The organism is Sphingomonas sp. BLHR8 (assembly GCF_056821725.1).
This window is the reverse complement of sequence record NZ_JBPDIM010000001.1, coordinates 986,981-1,006,660: the sequence shown is the minus strand read 5'-3', so window position 1 is coordinate 1,006,660 and position 19,680 is coordinate 986,981. Positions and strand designations below refer to the sequence as shown.

At 68.8% G+C, this 19,680-nt stretch carries 21 protein-coding genes; 3 read left to right on the top strand and 18 right to left on the bottom strand.

Going from position 1 to position 19,680, the window contains the following annotated elements; all coding sequences use genetic code 11:
* Nucleotides 1–60: 60 nt before the first annotated feature.
* From tilS to ACRYJK_RS04950, 6 genes are all read right to left on the bottom strand, one after another.
* Nucleotides 61–1,020, bottom strand: a complete 960-nt coding sequence (gene tilS, locus ACRYJK_RS04975; RefSeq protein WP_482666445.1) for a tRNA lysidine(34) synthetase TilS — start codon at nucleotides 1,018–1,020, stop codon at nucleotides 61–63.
* Nucleotides 1,001–1,957 (bottom strand): tetratricopeptide repeat protein, encoded by a 957-nt coding sequence (locus tag ACRYJK_RS04970; RefSeq protein ID WP_482666444.1) that lies wholly within the window; start codon nucleotides 1,955–1,957, stop codon nucleotides 1,001–1,003. The genes tilS and ACRYJK_RS04970 overlap by 20 nt, the downstream gene beginning before the upstream one ends.
* A gap of 18 nt (nucleotides 1,958–1,975) precedes the next feature.
* Entirely contained in the window at nucleotides 1,976–2,911 is a 936-nt protein-coding gene (locus ACRYJK_RS04965) for a helix-turn-helix domain-containing protein (RefSeq protein WP_482666443.1), read from the bottom strand.
* Nucleotides 2,912–3,034: 123 nt separating this feature from the next.
* Entirely contained in the window at nucleotides 3,035–5,323 is a 2,289-nt protein-coding gene (gene ptsP / locus ACRYJK_RS04960; protein ID WP_482666442.1) for a phosphoenolpyruvate--protein phosphotransferase, read from the bottom strand.
* A 79-nt stretch (nucleotides 5,324–5,402) separates the two neighbouring features.
* Nucleotides 5,403–6,377, bottom strand: coding sequence for a hypothetical protein (locus ACRYJK_RS04955; protein WP_482666441.1), 975 nt, complete (start codon nucleotides 6,375–6,377; stop codon nucleotides 5,403–5,405).
* A gap of 96 nt (nucleotides 6,378–6,473) precedes the next feature.
* Complete coding sequence (locus ACRYJK_RS04950) at nucleotides 6,474–7,451, bottom strand: NAD(P)H-dependent flavin oxidoreductase (RefSeq protein ID WP_482667398.1); 978 nt, start codon at nucleotides 7,449–7,451, stop codon at nucleotides 6,474–6,476.
* 221 nt (nucleotides 7,452–7,672) lie between these two features.
* On the opposite strand from ACRYJK_RS04950, the gene ACRYJK_RS04945 reads away from it, so the two are divergent.
* A complete protein-coding gene (locus tag ACRYJK_RS04945; protein WP_482666440.1) occupies nucleotides 7,673–8,041 on the top strand; it encodes a UrcA family protein in 369 nt (122 codons plus the stop codon).
* 48 nt (nucleotides 8,042–8,089) lie between these two features.
* Here ACRYJK_RS04945 and ACRYJK_RS04940 read toward each other — a convergent pair whose 3' ends face one another.
* Nucleotides 8,090–9,346, bottom strand: a complete 1,257-nt coding sequence (locus tag ACRYJK_RS04940; RefSeq protein ID WP_482666439.1) for an aspartate kinase — start codon at nucleotides 9,344–9,346, stop codon at nucleotides 8,090–8,092.
* A gap of 127 nt (nucleotides 9,347–9,473) precedes the next feature.
* Between ACRYJK_RS04940 and ubiG the strand changes: the two genes are divergently transcribed.
* Nucleotides 9,474–10,211, top strand: a complete 738-nt coding sequence (gene ubiG / locus ACRYJK_RS04935) for a bifunctional 2-polyprenyl-6-hydroxyphenol methylase/3-demethylubiquinol 3-O-methyltransferase UbiG (RefSeq protein WP_482666438.1) — start codon at nucleotides 9,474–9,476, stop codon at nucleotides 10,209–10,211.
* A 95-nt stretch (nucleotides 10,212–10,306) separates the two neighbouring features.
* Nucleotides 10,307–10,501: a hypothetical protein gene (locus ACRYJK_RS04930; RefSeq protein ID WP_482666437.1), complete on the top strand. Its 195-nt coding sequence runs from the start codon at nucleotides 10,307–10,309 to the stop codon at nucleotides 10,499–10,501.
* 3 nt (nucleotides 10,502–10,504) lie between these two features.
* On the opposite strand, the gene ACRYJK_RS04925 is transcribed toward ACRYJK_RS04930, so the two are convergent.
* The 11 genes from ACRYJK_RS04925 to ACRYJK_RS04875 form a co-directional block, all read right to left on the bottom strand.
* Nucleotides 10,505–11,176: a glutathione S-transferase family protein gene (locus ACRYJK_RS04925; protein ID WP_482666436.1), complete on the bottom strand. Its 672-nt coding sequence runs from the start codon at nucleotides 11,174–11,176 to the stop codon at nucleotides 10,505–10,507.
* 45 nt (nucleotides 11,177–11,221) lie between these two features.
* On the bottom strand, nucleotides 11,222–11,683 hold the full coding sequence (locus tag ACRYJK_RS04920) for a hypothetical protein (RefSeq protein WP_482666435.1): 462 nt from the start codon (nucleotides 11,681–11,683) through the stop codon (nucleotides 11,222–11,224).
* Nucleotides 11,684–11,745: 62 nt separating this feature from the next.
* A complete protein-coding gene (locus ACRYJK_RS04915) occupies nucleotides 11,746–12,183 on the bottom strand; it encodes a DUF2059 domain-containing protein (RefSeq protein WP_482666434.1) in 438 nt (145 codons plus the stop codon).
* Nucleotides 12,184–12,407: 224 nt separating this feature from the next.
* Nucleotides 12,408–13,208, bottom strand: a complete 801-nt coding sequence (locus ACRYJK_RS04910) for an undecaprenyl-diphosphate phosphatase (RefSeq protein ID WP_482666433.1) — start codon at nucleotides 13,206–13,208, stop codon at nucleotides 12,408–12,410.
* Nucleotides 13,209–13,211: 3 nt separating this feature from the next.
* Entirely contained in the window at nucleotides 13,212–14,231 is a 1,020-nt protein-coding gene (locus ACRYJK_RS04905; RefSeq protein WP_482666432.1) for an NAD-dependent epimerase/dehydratase family protein, read from the bottom strand.
* Between the two features lie 46 nt (nucleotides 14,232–14,277).
* Complete coding sequence (locus tag ACRYJK_RS04900) at nucleotides 14,278–14,613, bottom strand: polyhydroxyalkanoic acid system family protein (RefSeq protein WP_482666431.1); 336 nt, start codon at nucleotides 14,611–14,613, stop codon at nucleotides 14,278–14,280.
* A 69-nt stretch (nucleotides 14,614–14,682) separates the two neighbouring features.
* Complete coding sequence (gene trpA / locus ACRYJK_RS04895; RefSeq protein WP_482666430.1) at nucleotides 14,683–15,471, bottom strand: tryptophan synthase subunit alpha; 789 nt, start codon at nucleotides 15,469–15,471, stop codon at nucleotides 14,683–14,685.
* Nucleotides 15,468–16,655 carry a tryptophan synthase subunit beta gene (gene trpB / locus ACRYJK_RS04890; RefSeq protein ID WP_482666429.1) on the bottom strand — a complete coding sequence of 396 codons (1,188 nt, stop codon included), beginning with the start codon at nucleotides 16,653–16,655 and terminating at the stop codon, nucleotides 15,468–15,470. Before trpB ends, trpA begins: the two co-directional genes overlap by 4 nt.
* Nucleotides 16,652–18,010, bottom strand: a complete 1,359-nt coding sequence (gene trpCF / locus ACRYJK_RS04885; protein WP_482666428.1) for a bifunctional indole-3-glycerol-phosphate synthase TrpC/phosphoribosylanthranilate isomerase TrpF — start codon at nucleotides 18,008–18,010, stop codon at nucleotides 16,652–16,654. Before trpCF ends, trpB begins: the two co-directional genes overlap by 4 nt.
* Nucleotides 18,003–19,067, bottom strand: coding sequence for an anthranilate phosphoribosyltransferase (trpD, locus tag ACRYJK_RS04880; protein WP_482666427.1), 1,065 nt, complete (start codon nucleotides 19,065–19,067; stop codon nucleotides 18,003–18,005). Before trpD ends, trpCF begins: the two co-directional genes overlap by 8 nt.
* A complete protein-coding gene (locus tag ACRYJK_RS04875; protein ID WP_482667397.1) occupies nucleotides 19,064–19,678 on the bottom strand; it encodes an anthranilate synthase component II in 615 nt (204 codons plus the stop codon). Before ACRYJK_RS04875 ends, trpD begins: the two co-directional genes overlap by 4 nt.
* Nucleotides 19,679–19,680: the final 2 nt, after the last annotated feature.

The window sequence follows — 19,680 nt, the reverse complement described above, 5'->3', positions numbered from 1 at the left end:
CGCGCTTGTGACGCACGAAATGTAGGAGGGGTCCCGCCCCCCCACAAGACAACGCGCCCCCTATTTAGCAGCGCGCGGTGGCGCCAGGGTTAACCGCCAGCGCCCCGCAGCGTCGATCGGATCGACGATGAACTGGCCGAGCGTCGTGCGCCGCCCCGAGCGCAGCGTGGCAATCGCAGCCTCCAGCGTTTCGCCGCGGGGCGAAGGCTCGCCGAGCGCGCTTTTGAAAAGCCGCAGGACGAGTTCGTCGGGCAGTTCTGTGACGTTGAGTTCGATCGTCGATTCGCGTCGCTTGCGCCGCTCGCGCGCGAGTTCCTGCGTCACCCAGTCGAGCGCCTGCGCGGCGGCGGCGGCCGCGCTTGCACTGCGGGTCGCACTGACCGGATCGATCAGGCCATCGAGCCGCGCAATCGCTGCGCGGAAACGGGCGCGATCGTGGCGTTCGTCGACGTTGCTCGGATCCTCGCACCAGGCGAGTCCATGCTCCGCGCAGTAGTGCGTCAGTTCCGCGTGGCGCCGCCCCAGGAGGGGACGCAGCAGGTGACCGCTGCGGGCCCGAATGCCGGAGAGCCCGTCAACACCGCTGCCGCGCGCGAGGCGCATCAGCATCGTTTCCAGCTGATCGTCGGCATGGTGCGCGGTCATGACCCAGTCGAGGCCTCGCTCGGCCCGCCAGCCATCGAGCAGCGTGTACCGTGCCGCGCGTGCGGTTGCCTGATCTCCGCGTTCGAGGCGCTTTCCCGGGCGCAGCGTCACGTGCGGCATATCTAGCGTCGCCGCTAGTACCGCGACGGCATTTGCCTCAGCCTGAGCCTCCGGGCGTAGCCCATGGTCGACCGTTGCGGCCTCCACCCGTCCGGGAAAGGCGTGCGCCGCCAGGGCGAGCAGCGCGACACTGTCGCCGCCGCCGGACACAGCGATGCCGAAACGGTCTCGAACGCTCGCCGCTTCGCCGATCAGGGCCGTAACGTGACGGCGGAGATACTCGGCGTTGAGTGGCTCAGCAGCTCGCCTGGCCACGTGCCGCTGCCACCTGCGCCTTCAACGCCGCGCTCGCGGTCGTGCCGAAGTTCGTGTCGAACTCCGTGAAGGTCCGGCAGGCGTCGGGCTTACGGTTCAGCGCGATCAGCGCCATCCCCATATAGTAGAGCGATTCCCCGGCCCGCTCGCCGCGCGGACGTTCGCGGAAATTGTCGTACAGCGCGCGCACCGCGAGCGTCGGCTGCCCGTTGTCGAGATAGGCGCGACCGAGGAGGTTGCCCGCATAACTCGCGCGGCGATGCGTCGGATAGCGGGTCAGCACGGTCTGCAGCTGCGCCTGCGCTTCCGGATAAAGACGCGCTTCCCACAGGCGATAGCCGTAGAGGTACGCGTCCTCTCCGGCATTGCCCGATGCGGGCACTTCGATCGCCGCCACGCGCGCGCGACGCGCGGCGTTGCTGGCAGCGGTGGGGGCGGGGGCGGCGGCCGCTGGCGTGCTCGCCCTGGTCGGCGCGGGAGCCGGCGTTGACGTGGGCGTCGGCGTGAGCGTGGCTCCGACCGGCGCGGGGCTCGGCACGACATTGGTCCCGCTGTCGGTGCCGGTCGCACCGCGCGCCGTCAAATCCGCCCGGAGTCGCTCGATTGCGCCCTGCTGCTCGCGCTGACGAAAGGAGATTTGCTCGACCTCGCCAGTGAGGCGCGTCAGCGACGCTTCGATCGCATCGAGCCGTGGCGCGAGGTCCACCGACGCCGCCGTTCCGACGGACGCCGGGGTTGCCGGCGGGGGGCCGCTCTGCGGCTGGACAAGACCGCCCTCGCCGCCGGGAAACACGCGCCGCTGCACTGCGCGCAATTCGCGCTCGAGCCGGTCGATCCGTCGTGCCGCCTCCGCCGGGTCGGCGGTCTGCGCGACGACCGGAACGGAGGTGCCGAGCATCAGCGCGGCGGTGGCAAAGGCAATCGGGCGGCGGGTCATGCTGGTCCTGTCTTCCTCTTAGAAAGCGCTGTTCGGCGTGGGGCGCACGCCCGGCGCGGCGTCCGGCGAAACGCTCATGTCAGGTGCAATGACCGTCGGCGTAGTGGTCCCTACCTGAACCGACGCTGCCGCCGATCCCGTCTGCGCCGCGCGCTGCGCGAGCGATGCCGCATCAAGTCCGACGCCCGACGCGACGCTGCCGGTACCGAGGGGGAGCCGGTTGTCACCAACCACTAGCCGCAGCCCGGCGGGATTGTTGGTCCGCAGCTTGAGCGATCGTTGCGCCTCGCGCACGGTGTAGAACTCGCCTGGCGCGAGGCTGAGATCGAACACGCTGCGACCGTTGACGTCCTCCAGGCTGAACCACGCGCGTTCGGTGGCGGCAATGCGGAGCGGGCCGGCAAAGCGTGCGGCCGTCGCGGGATCGACCGGGGCAGGGGTCGGCGCGGCTGCAAGGCCACCGGGGGAGGCTGCCGGGGCATCGGTGGACGCCTGCGTCGTCTCCACTGCTTCCGCTTCGGTCGTCGCAGGGCGGTTGGCCCACCATTGATAGCCGAAATAGGCCGCCAGCAGGACTGCGCCCGCGATCGCCGCGTTCAACGCGAACCGGCCCGTCGGGACGCGGTTTTCGTCGGCAGGCTCAAAGATCGGGGCAGGTCGCAGCGCGATTTGGTTGCGCGAATCCATCGCGCTCCGCATCTCGCTCGCGGCAGCCTGTTCATCGAGTCCGAGTTCGCGCGCATAGGCCCTCGCGAAGCCCGCGGCATAGGGTCCGACCGGCATTTCATCGAGCGCGTGCCGCTCGATCGCCGACAGCATTCGCTGATTGACCTTGGTGCGCTCCGCCATTTCGGCAAGCGAGAGTCCGCGCGCCTCTCTCGCAGCGCGCAGCCGGTCGCCGATCTGCTGGGGTGCGGTCGACTCTTCGGGGATTTGGGGATCGGCTTCGCTCATTCGCGTTTGAATTCCATCGGTAACGGTCGGTCGCGCGCTGTCGGCGTACATCAGCATGCGCAGACAAGCAAAAAGCGGTGCGACGTGTAAAGCGGGCGCTGACACGCCGCGCGGCTGGTGACGTCAGGCGCCGAGATCGACGCCGCGTTCGTCGGCCCGCTGCTGGAGCGCGAGACGAATGTCGGCGCGTCCCTCGTCGAGCCACTGCTCCATCTCGGTCGCCAGCGGGGCAAGGTCGAGGCTGCGCACCATCGCTTTCACCTGGCCGACGCCGGCCGGGGTGATCGAAAGGCGGCGTACGCCGATCGCCAACAGCGCGATCGCCTCGAGCGGGCGACCGCCCATCTCCCCACACACCGCGACCGGCACGCCCGCCGCGTCGCACGCCCGCACCACGCGCCGCAGAAAGCGCAGGATTGCCGGCGAGAGCCAGTCATAGCGTTCGGCAAGACGCGGGTCGGCGCGATCGGCGGCGAAGAGAAACTGCGTCAGATCGTTGGTCCCCACCGACAAGAAATCGACGCGCGGCAGCAGGACGTCGAGCATCTCGGCCAGCGCGGGCACTTCCAGCATCACACCATAGTGGATGTTTGCCGGCAGCTTGCGGCCACGGCCTGCGAGAAACGCACGCTGCTCCTCGAACATCGCCCGTGCCGCCTCGAATTCCCACGGTTCGCTGACGAGCGGGAACATCACGTCGAGCGTGCGTCCCGCCGCCGCCTCGAGCAGCGCGCGGGCTTGCACCTTGAGCAGCGCCTCACGCGACAGCGCAAGCCGCAGCGCGCGCCAGCCCATGGCGGGATTTTCCTCCCGGTCCTGCTGCTGCGAGAGATAGGGAAGGGCCTTGTCGCCGCCGATGTCGACCGTGCGAAAGACGACCGGCTTGCCGTGCACGCCGTCGAGAACGTCGCGATACAGCCGCTGCTGACGCTCGCGTTGCGGGAGGGTGGCCGACACGAGAAACTGAAATTCGGTGCGGAACAGGCCGATACCGTCGGCGCCGGTCAGGTCGACCGCGGTCAGGTCTTCACGCAGACCGGCGTTGACCATCAGCGTAATCCGCTGCCCGTCGCGGGTCACCGGCGGGACGTCGCGCAGCGCGGCGACACGCTCGCGACGTGCCGCGCTCTGGCTCAGCCGTGCCTCGAACGCGTCGAGAACGGCGCGTTCCGGGCGAATGTGAACGATCGCCGAGGGCACGTCGAGAAGGAGCAGGTCGCCTTCGTTGGTGCGATTGCGGATGTCGCGGACCCGCCCGAGCACGGGCACACCCATGGCGCGCGCGACGATGGTTACGTGCGCGGTGAGCGACCCTTCCTCGAGGATCACGCCCTTCAATCGCCGTCGATCATATTCCAGCAGCTCCGCCGGCCCGAGGTTGCGCGCGATGAGGATCGAATCCTGGCGCAGGCCGCTCTGCGCGGCGGTGCCGATCTGGCCGGAGACGATTCGGATCAGCCGGTTCGACAGATCCTCGAGGTCGTGCATGCGATCGCGCAGCAGCGGATCGTCGATCTGCCGCATCCGCATGCGCGTGCGCTGCTGCACGCGCTCGATCGCCGCTTCCGCAGTCAGCCCGCTGTCGATCGCCTCGTTGATCCGCCGCGACCAGCCTTCATCGTAGGCGAACATGCGATAGGTTTCGATGACCTCGTCGATCTCGCCGCCAACGCCGAATTCGGCCTGGCTCGCCATGCGGTCGATCTGATCGCGCATCTTGGTGAAGGCGTGATAGACGCGCGCGCGCTCGACCTCGATGTCGTCGGCGAGCGTATGTTCGATGGTGACGCGCGGCTGGTGAAAGACGGCGACGCCCTTGGCCATGCCGTCGACCAGGCGCAGGCCGCCGCGTTCCAGCGCGGCCGTGTCCGTCGCCGCGGCGTCCGCGTCATGCGGGTCGATCAGCTGCGCGTTGGCGATCAGCTCCGACAGCACCAGCGCCACCGTCTGAAGCGCCTCGATCTCGATTTCGTCATAGCCGCGCGGTTCGGCATGCTGCACCGCGAGCACGCCGACGCTGCGTTCCTTGCGGATGATCGGCACGCCCGCAAAGCTCGCGAACCGCTCCTCGCCCGTTTCGGGACGATAGGCGTAGTCGGGGTGCGCCGCCGCCTGGGCGAGGTTCATCGTTTCGATGTTGCGGGCGATCGTTCCGACCAGCCCTTCGCCCAGCGCGAGCTTCGTCACATGCACCGCGCTCTGGTTGAGGCCGCGCGTCGCAAACAGTTCGAGCAACCCGTCGCGCAGGAGGTAGACCGAGCACACCTCGCTATCGAGCGCTTCGCCGATGAGCTGGACGGTGTGGTTGAGCTTGGCCTGCGCCGGGCTGTCGGCGGCCATCACCGCGTTGAGGTTGCGCAGAATCTCGCGCGCGGCGCGCGCGGCCGAGCTGGGGGGCGGGGGCGTCGTCATGAAGCGATCCCGCGCCTAGCAGAGGGAGCCCCCCGCCGCCAGCCGGAGCTCGTCCGGCTGCCGGGCGGGGGCGACATCTCTACCGTGCCTGCGGCGTGGTGGTGCCCGGCGGGACGGGCACGGTCGTCTGCGGCACCGGCTGCGGCTGGGGAAGCGGCTGGATCGTTGGCTGAGGCAACGGCTCCGGCAGCGGTTGGGGCTGAGGCAGCGGAACCGTCGGCGTCCCGACTGAAGGCGTCGGCAGCCCCGCCGTCGGCTGCTGCGGCGGCAGCGTCGGCGCGGGCACGGCGAGCGGGGCGCTCGTCGTCGGCGGCGTCGTCACGAGGGTCGCATCGACCGGCGCGCCCGTCGCCACCGGCGCGGTCGCCGGCTGCGGCGCGTAGCGGCTGATCCAGTCGGCCAGGTCCGCCTGATAGCGGGCGTAGTCATTGTAAAAGGTCACGAACGGCTGATCGACCTCCGTCAGCCGCAGCGACGCGAAGCTGAGGATATTCGCCCGCGGCTCGGTTGCGGCGGCGCTCGCCACGCGCACCGCCGTCGGGCAGAAGGACGCGAGCACCGGCGGCTGCGCGAAATAATTATAGAGCCGCGTCGACAGGGCATCGCGCTGCGAAATGCCGTTGCCACCATTGAGCTTGCGCTGATCGGCGATCACCGTGCGCTCCGCCGCCGCGATCTCACGACGGTTGTTGGTCAGAAACTTCGAATAATCGGGGATCAGCGTCTCATAGCCCAGGCCGCGGCAATTGAGCGCCGCGACGTTGAGCGCGATCCGCAGCTGCCACAACGCCTGCGCGGGCGTGAGATCGACGTTCGGCGTCAAGCGACGGCCGGCGGCATCGAGCGACGGGATCAGGAGGTTCGGCGCCGAACTGTTCGGCGGATAGGGGCGCGGCGGCGGCGGGGGCGGAGCCACGACGACCGGCGGCGGCGGCGGCGGGGGTGGGGGCGGGGGTTTGGCCGCGCAGGCGGCGAGCGCCAGGGTGGCGCCACCGGCCATCGCCAGCTTCGCGAAACGGCGCAGGCGCACGTCATGTTCGGGGGTCAGCATCACGATTTGTCTCTCCGCAACTCGGTCGCGTGCAGGGCTGAATCGAGCCGCGCACAAAGTCAATGGCGCGACGTCAGACTGTCCAAAAGCTGCCGTCGATCAATGACGCAGCGCCGCTTCGGCATCGCGGGCCAGCTCCAAGATGATGTCCGCCGCGGGCTCCTCGCGCGTCACCAGCCCGACCGACTGACCCGCCATCACGCTGCCATGTTCGATGTCGCCGTCGATGACCGCGCGGCGCAGCGCACCAGCCCAATAATGTTCGATCTGCAGTTGGGCCTCCGTCATCGCCAGCGCTCCTTCGTCGAGCGATTGCGCGACCTCGCGTTGCTTGGCGGTGAACGCGTCGCAGCCTGCGTTGCGCAGCGCACGCACCGGGATGACGGGGAGGCGCGGGTCGATCTGAACGCTCGCCACCGCGTCGCGCGCCGACGCGCGAATGAAGGCGCGCTTGAAATTGGGATGGGCGACGCTCTCCGTCGCGCACACGAAGCGGGTACCGAGCTGAACGCCGACCGCGCCCATGTCGAGATAGGCCGCAATGGCCGCCCCCGTGCCGATGCCGCCGGCGACGAAGACCGGGATGTCCTTTGCGAGTGACGGCAGGATTTCCTGCGCGAGCACGCTCGTCGACACCGGCCCGATGTGTCCGCCCGCCTCGGACCCTTCGATGATCAGCGCGTCGACGCCCGATCGCTGCAGTTTCTTGCCGAGCGCGACCGTGGGCGCAAAGCACACCAGCCGCGCGCCGCTCTCCTTGATCTGTTCGATGCTGCCCTTGGGCGGCAGGCCGCCGGCGAGAACGATGTGGCTGACGTGGTGGCGCGCGCACACATCGATCAGCGCGCCCAGTTCGGGGTGCATGGTGATGAGGTTGACGCCGAATGGCCGACGGGTGAGCGCCTTGGTCGCGGCGATCTCTGCGTCGAGGAGCGCCGGGGTCATCGCGCCACAGGCGATGAGGCCGAAGCCGCCCGCGTTGCTGACCGCAGCGACAAGGTTGCGCTCGCTGACCCACGACATCGCTCCGCACATGATGGCGAGTTCGGAGCCGAGGAAACGAATCCCGCGGTCCATCGCCGCGGTAAGGGTCGGAAAATCGTTTCGGTCGAGCATCGCGTTGCCATGAAGGCTCGACGGGCTATCCGCAAGGACGATCGATTATCGACCAATTCCGTAACGTCACTCGTCTGTCGCAAAAGCAGCACGCGATTGCAGCGATCGGCCGCCAGAGGGCCGTGCGGCAGCGCCACACATACAGGGCTCTCCCCGCCGCGCGCTTGTCGAGGAGACGATAGATGAGCAAGCTGACCGTCACCGCCTGCGCCGCTGCGCTGGCTTTCATGCCTAGCGTCGCTGCGGCTGGGACCTCCACTGTCGACGGCGAAGGCCGCACCACGATCGATCTGTCGAGTCACCCGCTCGACGACAGCGCCGGAGCCGAGCGCGCGCACCGCGTCATCGATCGCGCGGTCCGCGTCCATTGCTACACGCCGGGCGCGCGGCGCATTCAGGACATGGTCGCCGAGGCGCGTTGCCGCAGCGACGCGATGGCGGAGATCGCGCGTCAGGTACGCGCGCCGGCGCTGCTGGCGCTGATCGAAGGTGGCCGTTCGCGCCGCGCCGGTCTCAATCGGCGGGCCGACCTCGGGATCCGGTCGTTCTGACCTGTTTGGCGGCGGGGAGCCGGGGCGCCGTGCCCCGGCCCTTCGCCGTCAGTTGCCGTCGTCGGCGTCGAGGCCGTACGCCGAGTGGAGGACGCGCACCGCCAGTTCGGTATAATCCTCCTCGATCAGCACGCTGATCTTGATCTCGCTGGTCGAGATCGCCTGAATATTGATCCCGCGTGCGGCGAGCGCCTCGAACATCGTCGCCGCGACGCCGGCGTGGCTTTTCATGCCAACACCCACCACCGACACCTTGGCAATGCCGCTTTCGTGGAGGAGGCGGTTGTAGCCGATGCGTTCCCGCTCGGCCTCGAGGATTTCCAGCGCTTTGGCGAGATCGGCGCGAGGCACGGTGAAGGTGACGTCCGTCTCGCCCTTCTCGCGCCCGACGTTCTGGATGATCATGTCGACGTTGATCGCGGCTTCGGCGAGCGGCGCGAAAATCTTGGCGACCGCGCCGGGCTGATCCTCGACCCGCGTGAGGATGACCTTCGCCTCGTTCTTGTCGTAGGCGATGCCGGTGATGACCTGACGTTCCACGCTGAGTTCCTCGATTTCCGTATCGCTGACGATAAGCGTGCCGGGAGTGGGCGCCCGCCCCGGCTCGACGAAGCTGGACAGAACCTGCACCCGTACGCCCATCTTCATGGCGAGGCCCACCGACCGCGTCTGCAGCACCTTGGCCCCGACACTGGCGAGCTCCAGCATCTCTTCATAAGTGACGTGGCTGAGCTTGCGCGCCCGGGCGACGATGCGCGGGTCGGTCGTGTAAACCCCGTCGACATCGGTGTAGATATCGCAGCGGTCCGCTTCGAGCGCAGCGGCGAGCGCAACCGCGCTCGTGTCCGACCCGCCCCGCCCGAGCGTCGAGACGCGGCCGTTGGCCATCATGCCCTGAAAGCCCGGGACGACGGCGACCTCGCCCGCCTTCATTCGCTCGCGCATGGCGGCGGTGTCGATGTCGGCGATGCGCGCCTTGGCATGGGTGCCTTCGGTCGCCACCGGCAATTGCCAGCCCAGCCAGCTGCGTGCCGGCTGTCCCTGACCCTGCAGCGTGAGCGCAAGCAGCCCGGACGTGACCTGCTCGCCCGACGAGACGACGACATCATATTCGGCGGGGTCGAAACGCGGGTTGGCATCGCGGCAGAAGGCGACGAGGCGGTCGGTTTCGCCGGTCATAGCGGACACCACTACGGCGACCTCGTTGCCCGCCTGCGCCTCGCGCTGAACGAGCGCGGCGACCGTGCGGATACGCTCGGTTCCGGCCATCGACGTTCCGCCGAACTTCATCACGATACGCGCCATCGTCGCTGCCGCTGCCCCCTCCTCGCCGGACGTCGCGCGCGGCTCTGGCGGTCCCGCCCCCGCTTGGCAAGCCGGACGTCACGATGGCAGTAGGAAAGGACATCGCATCTGCGCTAAGCGAGGCTCCATGTCCGCCTCATCGATCCGCTCGTCCGAAGCCGAACATTTCGGCCGTCTCGCCGCCGACTGGTGGGACCCCAAGGGCAGTTCGGCGATGCTGCATCGGCTCAATCCGCCCCGGCTCGCCTACATTCGTGCTGCGCTGGAGCGCGCGTGGGGGATGGAACCCGACGTGCGCCGCCCGCTCGCCGGGAAACGCGCGCTGGATGTGGGCTGCGGTGCGGGCCTGCTGACCGAGCCGCTGGCCCGCATGGGCGCGAGCGTCACCGGCATCGACGCCGCGGACGAAACCATCGCCATCGCGAGCGCTCACGCGGTGGGGGCAGGGCTGGCGATCGACTATCGCCGCGCGGACATCACCGATGCGGCGGTTGGGGAAGAACTCGGCACCTTCGACCTGGTAACCGCGCTTGAGGTGATCGAGCATGTCGACCACCCGGGCCGCTTTCTCGAAGCGCTGGCCCGTCGGCTGGCGCCGGGGGGCGTGATGGTGTTGTCGACGCCCAACCGGACCAGTGCCAGCCGCGCCATCGTCGTCGGCGCGGCGGAGATGACCGGCGCGGTTCCACGCGGCACGCATGACTGGTCCCGCTTTCTGACGCCCGAGGAAGTCACCGCGCTGGCCCGCACGGCGGGGCTCGAGGTGAGCGACGTGACCGGGCTCAACTTCGATCTCTCCCGCGGCGGGTTCCGTACTGGCGGCAGCGTTGCGCTCAACTATCTGATGACGCTCGGCCGGGCCTGATCCGCCTGTGCGGTTACATTCGAGCGCCGCGCCCCTATATAGGGGCGGCGCGGTTTATGGATGCTTGGCGCGGCGTCGTCAGACGGAGCGACCGGATGCAGCCCTCGATTGACCTGTGCGACACGCAGGAGCGGATCCACCGGGATCGTGCCGCCGCCTCCCCGCTGGAGCGCGTGCGCGAGGTGGCGACCGCCGCAGCGGATGCTTGGCATGCCGAAGGCGTGCTGGCTCGCCGTCGCGCCGCCAAATTGAAGGCCGCACCGGCGATCGAGCGCGCGACCGCGGACTAAGGCTCAGAAATTGACGTCGGCGTAGTGCGCGGGGGGCAGCAACGTCCCCATGCGTTCGTCGAGCAGCGGGCGGAAGCTCGGGCGACTTTTCAGCGCCGCATACCAGTCCTGCACCGTGTCATGGCCCGACCAGTCGATGCCGCCGAGATAGTCGGCGACCGATAGGTGCGCCGCTGCGGCAAGATCGGCCATCGACAGCGTCGCGCCCGCGATCCAGCGATGTTCGTCGAGCAACCCGCCGAGCATGTCGAGATGCTCGGTCGCGCCGCGCATCGCATGACGAAGCAGCGTTGCGTCCGGGGGTTGGCGCAGGAACAGCCGCTTGATCATCTTTTCCTGAAGCAGAAGCGCACCGACCTCATTGTAGAATTTGCGGTCGAACCACGCGATCAGCCGACGAATTTCTGCCCGCTGCGCCGCGCTGCCGGCGTAGAGGGGACGGGAGGGTTCGACTTCCTCGAAATATTCGCAGATTGCAGTCGACTCGGCGAGGCTCAGCCCACGATCGGGGTCGGTCAGCGCCGGGGTCGAAGCGGCCGGATTGATGTCGCGAAACGCCGCCCGCCGCTCCCAGGGATATTCGGTGACCGCCTCGTACGCGATGCCCTTTTCGCCCATCATCAGGCGGACTTTGCGGGAAAAGGGACAGAGGGGGAATTGGTAGAGGTGCCACATCCCCGCCGCCATAGCCGCCGGCGCCGCGCATAGGGAAGGGCCGGATTACTCGCCCCGCTGGCTCCGCGCGGTGGCGATCCTCGCTTCCATCTGCGCCGCCATGTCGCGGCCCATCGCCATCAGCACCGGCGCCATCCGCGCCATCTCACGCATCGCCGCACCGGCGACGACGCTGCCGGTGCGCGTGCCCTCCGCGACGCGGCCGGGGAGGGTCGGATCGCTCCCGGTGATCTCCGCAATGGTCGCGTTGCGATCGACGCGGGGCAAATCCTGCGCCGCCCGCGGATGAGCCTTGCGCATCGCCTCGATGAGGCCGCCGACGGGCAATTGCATCATCGCTTCAGTCATCCCGCCGACAGCGTCGGCGATCGCGTCGGCATTGCGCGGGTCTTCGAGCACCGACGCCGCGCGTTCCGCGCCGCGCGCAATCTCCGCGTCGCTTGATCGCTCCTGCGCGGCCACAGGCGTCGCGGCGAGGGCGATGGGGAGAAGGAACAACGCGCGCATGAGACACTCCGACGGTCGACTGCAGCGCGTTTAAAGCTGCGCAACTGTCCCGCCCCTGAACGTCATTTTCGCGCGAGTGCCTGCACGTCGCGCATGAACGCCGCCATGATCGGCTGAGTCGCGCGCTCAATGGCCGCTTGCAGCGCTCTGGCGCCGCGACCTTGGGCAACCTCCCGCGCGATCTGGCTTTGCTCCGCGAGTAAGCGGCGACCCACCGGGGAAGCGTTAAATGCCTCGATTTCCGTCAGCTCGCTCACGCTAAAGCGGCGGGCCCACGCCGCGGCAAGGTCGTCACGCTGCGCCTGCGCATTCGCGTTGAACATATTCAACGTCGTCGATCGCACATCGGTCGCCAATCGATCCATCAGACGGCGCGCCGCGGCGTTCTCTCTTGAAATCGTCTTGAACTCGTCATTCTCGCGCAGCAGCGCTATCTCGGCGTCGAATGCCGCCAGCGCCATATCGCGCACCGGTCCGCTCCCGTCGGCGGCGATCATCATCAGCGCAAGGCGGTTTGCGACTGCGAGACGGGCCGGGTCGATATCGCCGGCGGTGCTGGCCGCGGGCGTTGCCTCAGCCGCTGCCGCCTGTGCCGACGCCGTCGACGGCGCGACACAAGCCAGCAATGCCGCCGTGATCAGAATACGCATGATTGCCCCCGTTTCGCACGAAAAGTGCGACTGCGAGCGATGTTACGCACCTTCGGCGCAGGGGCAAGCGCGCATCAGCGGTTCAGCAGCCACACCAGCGCCAGCGTGCCGACGACGATACGATACCAGGCGAATGGCGCGAAACCGTGGCGGGCCACGATGGCGACGAACGCCTTCACCACGAGCAACGCGACGATGAACGCCGCGCCGAAACCTATCGCGATCATGCCGAGGTCGTCCGCGCTCAACAGCGCACGATCCTTGTAGAGCGCATAGGCGGTCGCTCCCGCCATCGTCGGCACCGCGAGGAAGAAGCTGAACTCCGCCGCCGTTTTCCGCTCGGCGCCCATGGCGAGCGCGCCGAGGATCGTGGCGCCCGACCGGCTCACGCCGGGGATCATCGCGAGGCACTGGATGAAGCCAATTGCGACCGCGGTGCGTAGCGGCATCGCCTCGACGCTGTCGAAGCGCACCGTGCGGACCAGGCGTTCGAGCGCGAGGATGGCGATGCCGCCGACGATCAGCGCGACCGCGACCACCTCCGGCGACTGCAGCACCGCGCGGATCGCATCATAGGCGACGGCCCCGATCAGCATGGCGGGCAGAAAACCGATGAGGATGTTGCGCGTGAACTTGATTGCGTCCGCATCGCGTCGCAGCAGCCCCGTTCCGACGGCGTAGAAGCGGCGCCAGTAGGCGACCAGCACGGCGAGGATCGCGCCGAGTTGGATGGCGATCTTGAAGGTAACCGAACCGGGATCGCTGAAGCCGAGCAGCTCGCCGCCCAGAATGAGATGGCCGGTAGAGGAGACCGGCAGGAACTCCGTCAGCCCCTCGACGATGCCGAGGATCAGCGCGATCAGCGTCGGCGACATGGGTCAGGCGGCGGCCGTGACCTTGCGGGCGAAGCGTCCGGTCGGCCGGTATCGCTCCAACCAGCCCGCGGCGACGCTTTCGAGCGCGACCGGAACGATCCCCAAGTCAGCGAAGCCGGCCGCGCCCTCCGGCACCACCGAATCGCGCTGCAGCAAGGTGAACTGGTCCTGCGTGATGGGCGCGCCGGGCAGCCAGCCGAACGCCTTCACACCTGCGGCGGCGGCGGCATCGGGCACGTCGACGAAATGCGCCTTGCGACCGATCTGGGCCGCCAACCATTCATGCAGCTTGCGCATCGACAGCGTCTGCGGCCCGCCGAGCGTGTAGGTCTTGCCGCCGTGCTGGCCGGGGTCGCCAAGGGCGACCGCCACCGCTGCCGCCACATCACCGACAAACACCGGCTGAAACCGCACGTCGCTGCGGATGATCGGCAGCAGCTTCAGCCGCGCGATGAGTCCCGCAAAGCGGTTGATGAACTGATCGTCGCGGCCGAATACGGTGGAGGGGCGCAGGATGGTCGCGGCGGGGTGCGCCTCGTTGACCGCACGCTCCGCCCGTCCTTTTGCGCGAGCGTAGCCCGCTTCGCCGGCTTCATCGGCGGCGGTTGCGGAGACGTGGACCATGGGGATGCCGCGCGCGGCAGCAGCTTCGGCGATGGCGCGGGCAGTGCCGACGGTATTCCGCTCGAGATCGCCGCCGAAATGCCCGATCAGATTGACGACCGCGTCCACATCCTGTGCGGCTCGTGCGGCAATGCCGTCGCGCTCGACATCCGCGGCAACGAACTGCAATTGCCCGAGGTTGGCGAGCGCGCGCACCTCGAACGCTCGCTCCGGATGGCGCTGGATGATGCGGACTCGCGCACCGGCACGCAGGAGTGCTTCGGCGACGCTACGCCCGATAAATCCACCGCCACCGTACAGCGCCACGAGCTTTCCAAACAGCGCGGGTTCGACCGTGCGCACCGCGCTGGCGGCGGGAAGGGCCGGGGGGAGGGCGGTCGGCGGCGCGGTCTCGATCATGGCCTCGCGCCATGCCCAACCGCGTCGCGCGACGCAAGGCGCTCGCTCAGCCCGCCTTCGTATCCGGATCGCGCTTGTCGGACAGCAGACGGGCACCCTGCTGCTCGACCGTCTTCTCGATCAGGCCGCGAAAGAAAACGAGCGCGGCGGGCAGCGTGAAGGTGACGCGCACCGCGTCGGGTTCGAGGAACAGGCGCGCGTCCACGTCCTGTCCCATCGCGCCGACGCGCAGCGCCATCTCATCTTCACTGGTCCAGTTGGCGTCGACCGTGGCGAAGCCGCCGGGGATATGATTGGGCAATTCGCCGATGCGCGACTGGAGGCGGGTCTTTACTTCCTCGCGGGACAGCTTGTGGGGCAAGCGCACGGTCATCGGCTGCATGGCATCGTCCTTCAGTAGCAAAGCCTCGCCCGCAACGTGGGGCCGGCTCGCGCAAACGCAAGCAAGCGCTCAGCCGGACCGGCACGCAGCTTTGAGTGCGGCGACGAAAGGCGTCACCGCCGCAGGGCCTGTGCGATGGAGCAGATCGACGATGGCGGAACCGCAGATCACCCCCGCGGCGCCCTCCGCCCGCGCCGCGGTCACGGCCGCCGGGGAGGAGATGCCGAAGCCGAAGACCGGCGGGGGGGCGCCACAGCGTGACAGCGTTGCGATGACCTCCGCGTGATCGAACTCTTTGGTTTCGGTCCCCGTCACGCCGGGGCGGGCGACGACATAGGTGAAGCCGGACGCCGCCTCCGCGATGCGTCGCAACGCCGGTTCGGGCGTGGTGTTGGCGGCGATCATCACCCAGTCGAGCCCCGCTTCGCGCGCGGCTGCTGCATAGGGGCCGGCCTCCAGCGACGAAATATCCGCGACCAGCAGCGCATCGACCCCGGCCGCACGCAGATCGCGGACGAACCGATGAAAGCCGCGAGCGACGGCGATGTTGGCGTAGGTGAGGATACCGATCGGCACGTGCGGGTGCGCCTCACGGATGCGCTGGATGATGGCGATGCAGTCCGCTGTCGTCACGCCAGCCGCGCGCGCACGGATCGCCGCCGCCTGTATGACGGGACCGTCAGCCACCGGATCGCTGAACGGAATGCCAAGCTCGAGAAAGTCTGCACCGCCCGCTACCACCGCGTCGACCGCAGCCAGGGTGCCCTCGGCATGCGGGTCGCCGAGCATCAAGAATGCGCCGAGCGCCGTTTCGCCGGCCTCGGCCGTTCGCGCGAACATGGTGTCGAAACGGCTCATGCCCGCTCCCCCCGGAAGCGATCGCCGAGCAAGGCCTGCGCCTGGCCCATATCCTTGTCTCCCCGGCCGGAGAGGTTGACGAGCAGGACCTGGTCGGGCCGCTCCTCCGCCATGGCCAGCGCATGCGCGAGCGCATGGCAGCTTTCGAATGCACCGACGATGCCTTCCTGCCGGGCGAGCGCGACGAAGGCGTCGAGCGCCTGCGTATCGGTCACGCCGACATAATCGGCGCGCCCGATGTCCTTGAGATGCGCGTGCTCTGGTCCGACGCCGGGATAATCGAGGCCGGCGGACACCGACCAACTGTCCGAAATCTGGCCATCCTCATCCTGGAGAAGCAGCGTTTCGGCGCCGTGGAGGATGCCCGGCCGGCCGCGCAGGATGGTGGCGCCATGTTCGTGCCCGTCGAGCCCCTTGCCCGCGGGTTCGGCCCCGATCAGCGCCACATGTTCGTCGGCGATGAAGTCCGCGAAGATGCCGATGGCGTTGGAACCCCCGCCGACACAGGCGACCACCGCGTCGGGCAGGCGACCTTCGGTTGCGAGGATCTGCTCGCGCGCTTCGCGGCCGACGACGCGCTGAAATTCGCGAACCATCAGCGGGAACGGGTGCGGCCCGGCGGCGGTACCGAGGATATAGTGAGTGCGCTCGAAATTCGCCGACCAGTCGCGCAGCGCCTCGTTGACCGCGTCCTTGAGCGTGCGGTCGCCGGTCTCGACCGGGACCACGCGTGCGCCGAGCAATTCCATGCGGAACACGTTGAGCTGCTGGCGTTCGACATCGACCGCGCCCATGTAGATGGTCGCGTCCATCCCGAACAGCGCCGCAGCCATCGCGGTGGCGACGCCGTGCTGACCCGCGCCGGTCTCCGCGATGATCCGGGTCTTGCCGATCCGCCGCGCGAGCAGGGCCTGCGCCAGCACCTGGTTGGTCTTGTGCGCGCCGCCGTGAAGCAGGTCTTCACGTTTGAGGTAGATGCGCGCTCGCCCCGCGCCGAGATTGCGGCACAGCGTCAGCGGCGTCGGGCGGCCGGCGTAGTTGGCCAGCAGCCCCGCCAGCTCCGCCTGAAAATCCGGGTCGACCTGCGCGTCGAGGAACGCGGCCTCGAGCTCTTCCAAGGCGGGGACCAGGATTTCGGGCACGAAAATGCCGCCGAAGCGGCCGAAACGGCCGGACTGCCTCATGTATCTTTCCTCGAAGCGGGGCGGATCGCCGCGAACAATTGCTGCAACCGATCGGCGTCCTTGATGCCGGGTGCGCGCTCGACACCCGAGCTTACGTCAATGGCAAAGGCCCCGAGCGCAGCGGCCGTGCGTGCGTTTTCCGGAGAGATGCCGCCCGCGACGATGCTGCTTGGCAGGTCGGAGCGATCCTTGATCGCCGACCAGTCGAACGCCGTCCCGGTTCCGCCCCCGGGCGAATCGTAGATGATGCGATCGACCCCGAGGGCGCCGACCGGGGCGTCCGCGCCGTCCACCTCGCACACCCCCCACAGCTCGACCTCGGGCAGCGCCTGCCTGAGCGTGGCCGCGTGGCGCAGGTCGTCCCGGCCATGCAGCTGAATGACGTCGAGGCCCAGTTCGCGTGCGATCGCAACAATCTCCTCAACCGGAGCGCCGCGAAACACACCGACGGTGCGAAGCCCGTTCGCGCGCGCGACCGTCGCGAGCGGCCGCGCCGCCTCCAAGTCGAGCGCGCGTGGGCTTTCGGGAACGAAGACCAGCCCGGCATGGGTCGCGCCGACCGTGGCCGCGGCCACCACATCTTCGGCCCGCGTGAGGCCGCAGATCTTCACCTCGCCGAACACCAGCCGGCGTGCGGCGGCAGCGATGTCGTCTGCCGCCATCAGGCTCGACCCGACGAGGAAGGCGTCGACCATCGGGCTCAGTCGTCGCACGTCCGCGTTCGACATGATGCCGGATTCGCTGATCACCAGCACGTCGTTAGGCACCTGCGCTGCCAGCCGTTCGGTCGTGGCGAGGTCGATTCCCAGCGTCGTGAGGTCGCGGTTGTTGATGCCGACAATCGCGGGATCGAGCGCGAGTGCGCGATCGAGTTCACGCTGGTCGTGCACCTCGATAATCACACCCATGCCGAGCCGGCGCGCCTCGTCGAGCACGCGCCGGGCGCTGTCGTCGTCGAGCACCGACATCATCGCCAGCGCCGCATCGGCGCCATGCGCCCGCGCCTCCGCGACCTGACGGCGATCGACGATGAAATCCTTTGCGAGGATCGGGCCGTCGAACCGCTCCCGGACCCGGCGCAAATCGTCGAGCGAGCCGCCGAAATCCTCGCCGTCGGTAAGCACGCTGATCGCATCGGCGATCGGGGCGTAGGCCGCGACCGCCTGCTCCAGCGTCGCCCGGCTGCGATGGCCGGAGGGCGAACGTTGCTTCACCTCCATGATGAAGCGCGCCCCCGGCCGCGCAAGCGCCGCGCTGAGCGAGCGCGCGGTGGGCTCGGCCGTGGGCGTGCCGACCAGCCGCTCAGCGACTTCGCGGCGTTTGCGCTCGACGATGCGCGCGAGCACGTCAGTCATGGCTCGCCTCCACATAGGCTCGCAGCACGGCGCCCGCCCGTCCGCTTTTCAATGTGTCCATCGCCCGCTTCGCTCCCGATGCGAGGTCGGGCGTCACCCCCGCCGTTTCGAGGAGGGCCGCCGCGTTGATGGCGACGATGCCGCGCTCGGCGTCGCTTCCCCCGCCGTTCAGCAGGGCACGCAGGCGTTCGGCGTTGGTCGCCGGGTCGCCCCCGGTGACGGCGGACAACGGAGCGCGCGCCAGCCCCGCCTGTTCGGGCGTGATCGTGCGCACGGCCAGCTCGCCTGTGGTGCTCTCCATGACCTGCGTCGGACCGTGAAGCGCGACTTCATCGAGGCCGCTGCCATGCACGACCAGCGTGCGCTCCACGCCAAGTTCCGTCCCCAGCCGCGCGATCGTCGCGACCTTCGTCGGGTCGGCGACGCCGATCATCTGCACCGGCGGTCGCGCCGGATTGAGGCTCGGGCCGAGCAGGTTCATCACCGTGCGGACCGCGAGCTGGCGCCGCACCCCGCCCGCGTGGCGCATGCCGGGGTGATATTGCGGCGCGAACAGAAAGCAGAAGCCGACCTCGTCGAGAATGCGCCGCGACGCGTCGGCTTCGATCTCGATGCGCGCGCCCAGCGCCTCCAGCACGTCCGCCGACCCGCACAGGCTGGACACCGATCGATTGCCATGTTTCGCGACCGGCAGACCGCAGGCGGCGGCGACAAATGCGGTCGCGGTCGAGACATTGATCAGCCCTGAATCATCGCCGCCCGTTCCGCAGCAATCGGCAAACAGATAGTCGGGGCGCGGGAAGGATAGGGCGGCATTGCGGAGCGCACGCGCTGCGCCCAGCATCTCCGCATCCGTCTCCCCCTTCATCCGCAGCGCGACGAGCAGCGCGGCGATCTCCGCTTCGGTCAGCCGTCCGAGCACCAGCCGCTCGAACAGCAGCTCGCTTTCGTCGGCGCTAAGGTCGTGACCTTCAAGCAGGCGGGGGAGGGGGTTCGCCACCGGCCCGCGGTCTGGGGGCAGGCGGTGGGGGGCGAGCGTGTCAGCAAGCGCACTCATCGCGCCGCCTCCACCGCCAAAGCCGGTTTGACGCCCGCGGGTCTCCAGTCGCGCAACCAGCGATAGAGATTGTCGATCAGCGCGTCGCCGTCGGGGGTGAGGATCGATTCCGGGTGGAACTGCAACCCGATCTGCCCGGCGCCCTCGTCACGGATGGCCATCGCCATCCCCTCCAGCGTCGCGTCCACGGTGAGGCCGGAGGGGAGCGCGCCGACATTGGTGCACAGCGAATGATAGCGGCCGATGGTCAGCGGCTGGGGGAGCCCCGCGAACGGCCCCCCGCCATTGTGCGTCAGCGCACTCGCCTTGCCGTGAGAGGGCGATGCGGCACGCTCCACCCGCCCGCCGCGCGCGGCGACGATCGCCTGATGGCCGAGACAGATGCCGATCACCGGGACCGCGCCGGCGGCGCGCTGCACCAGGTCGATGCAGCAGCCCGCGTCCTCGGGTGTTCCCGGCCCGGGCGAGATGATGATGCCTTCACCATCGGCGACCGCGTGTCCGATGGCATCGTCCGGCGCGATATCGTTGCGCAGCACCCGCATCCGCGCGCCGACCCGCGTGAACGCATCGACCAGGTTGAAGGTGAAGCTGTCGCGGTTGTCGATCATGA

Coding starts and splice junctions, on each gene's coding strand:
- ACRYJK_RS04910 (WP_482666433.1), bottom strand. CDS start 13,208: ATGTCGCCGACGCTGATCGCGCTGATCCTCGGCATCGTCGAGGGGCTG.
- ACRYJK_RS04875 (WP_482667397.1), bottom strand. CDS start 19,678: ATGATCGACAACCGCGACAGCTTCACCTTCAACCTGGTCGATGCGTTC.
- trpA (WP_482666430.1), bottom strand. CDS start 15,471: ATGAGCCGTTTCGACACCATGTTCGCGCGAACGGCCGAGGCCGGCGAA.
- ACRYJK_RS04930 (WP_482666437.1), top strand. CDS start 10,307: ATGCAGCCCTCGATTGACCTGTGCGACACGCAGGAGCGGATCCACCGG.
- ACRYJK_RS04915 (WP_482666434.1), bottom strand. CDS start 12,183: ATGATGATCGCCGCCGACGGGAGCGGACCGGTGCGCGATATGGCGCTG.
- ACRYJK_RS04925 (WP_482666436.1), bottom strand. CDS start 11,176: ATGTGGCACCTCTACCAATTCCCCCTCTGTCCCTTTTCCCGCAAAGTC.
- trpCF (WP_482666428.1), bottom strand. CDS start 18,010: ATGACTGACGTGCTCGCGCGCATCGTCGAGCGCAAACGCCGCGAAGTC.
- trpD (WP_482666427.1), bottom strand. CDS start 19,067: ATGAGTGCGCTTGCTGACACGCTCGCCCCCCACCGCCTGCCCCCAGAC.
- ubiG (WP_482666438.1), top strand. CDS start 9,474: ATGTCCGCCTCATCGATCCGCTCGTCCGAAGCCGAACATTTCGGCCGT.
- ACRYJK_RS04940 (WP_482666439.1), bottom strand. CDS start 9,346: ATGGCGCGTATCGTGATGAAGTTCGGCGGAACGTCGATGGCCGGAACC.
- ACRYJK_RS04965 (WP_482666443.1), bottom strand. CDS start 2,911: ATGAGCGAAGCCGATCCCCAAATCCCCGAAGAGTCGACCGCACCCCAG.
- ACRYJK_RS04945 (WP_482666440.1), top strand. CDS start 7,673: ATGAGCAAGCTGACCGTCACCGCCTGCGCCGCTGCGCTGGCTTTCATG.
- ACRYJK_RS04905 (WP_482666432.1), bottom strand. CDS start 14,231: ATGATCGAGACCGCGCCGCCGACCGCCCTCCCCCCGGCCCTTCCCGCC.
- ptsP (WP_482666442.1), bottom strand. CDS start 5,323: ATGACGACGCCCCCGCCCCCCAGCTCGGCCGCGCGCGCCGCGCGCGAG.
- trpB (WP_482666429.1), bottom strand. CDS start 16,655: ATGAGGCAGTCCGGCCGTTTCGGCCGCTTCGGCGGCATTTTCGTGCCC.
- ACRYJK_RS04920 (WP_482666435.1), bottom strand. CDS start 11,683: ATGCGCGCGTTGTTCCTTCTCCCCATCGCCCTCGCCGCGACGCCTGTG.
- ACRYJK_RS04950 (WP_482667398.1), bottom strand. CDS start 7,451: ATGGACCGCGGGATTCGTTTCCTCGGCTCCGAACTCGCCATCATGTGC.
- ACRYJK_RS04970 (WP_482666444.1), bottom strand. CDS start 1,957: ATGACCCGCCGCCCGATTGCCTTTGCCACCGCCGCGCTGATGCTCGGC.
- ACRYJK_RS04900 (WP_482666431.1), bottom strand. CDS start 14,613: ATGCAGCCGATGACCGTGCGCTTGCCCCACAAGCTGTCCCGCGAGGAA.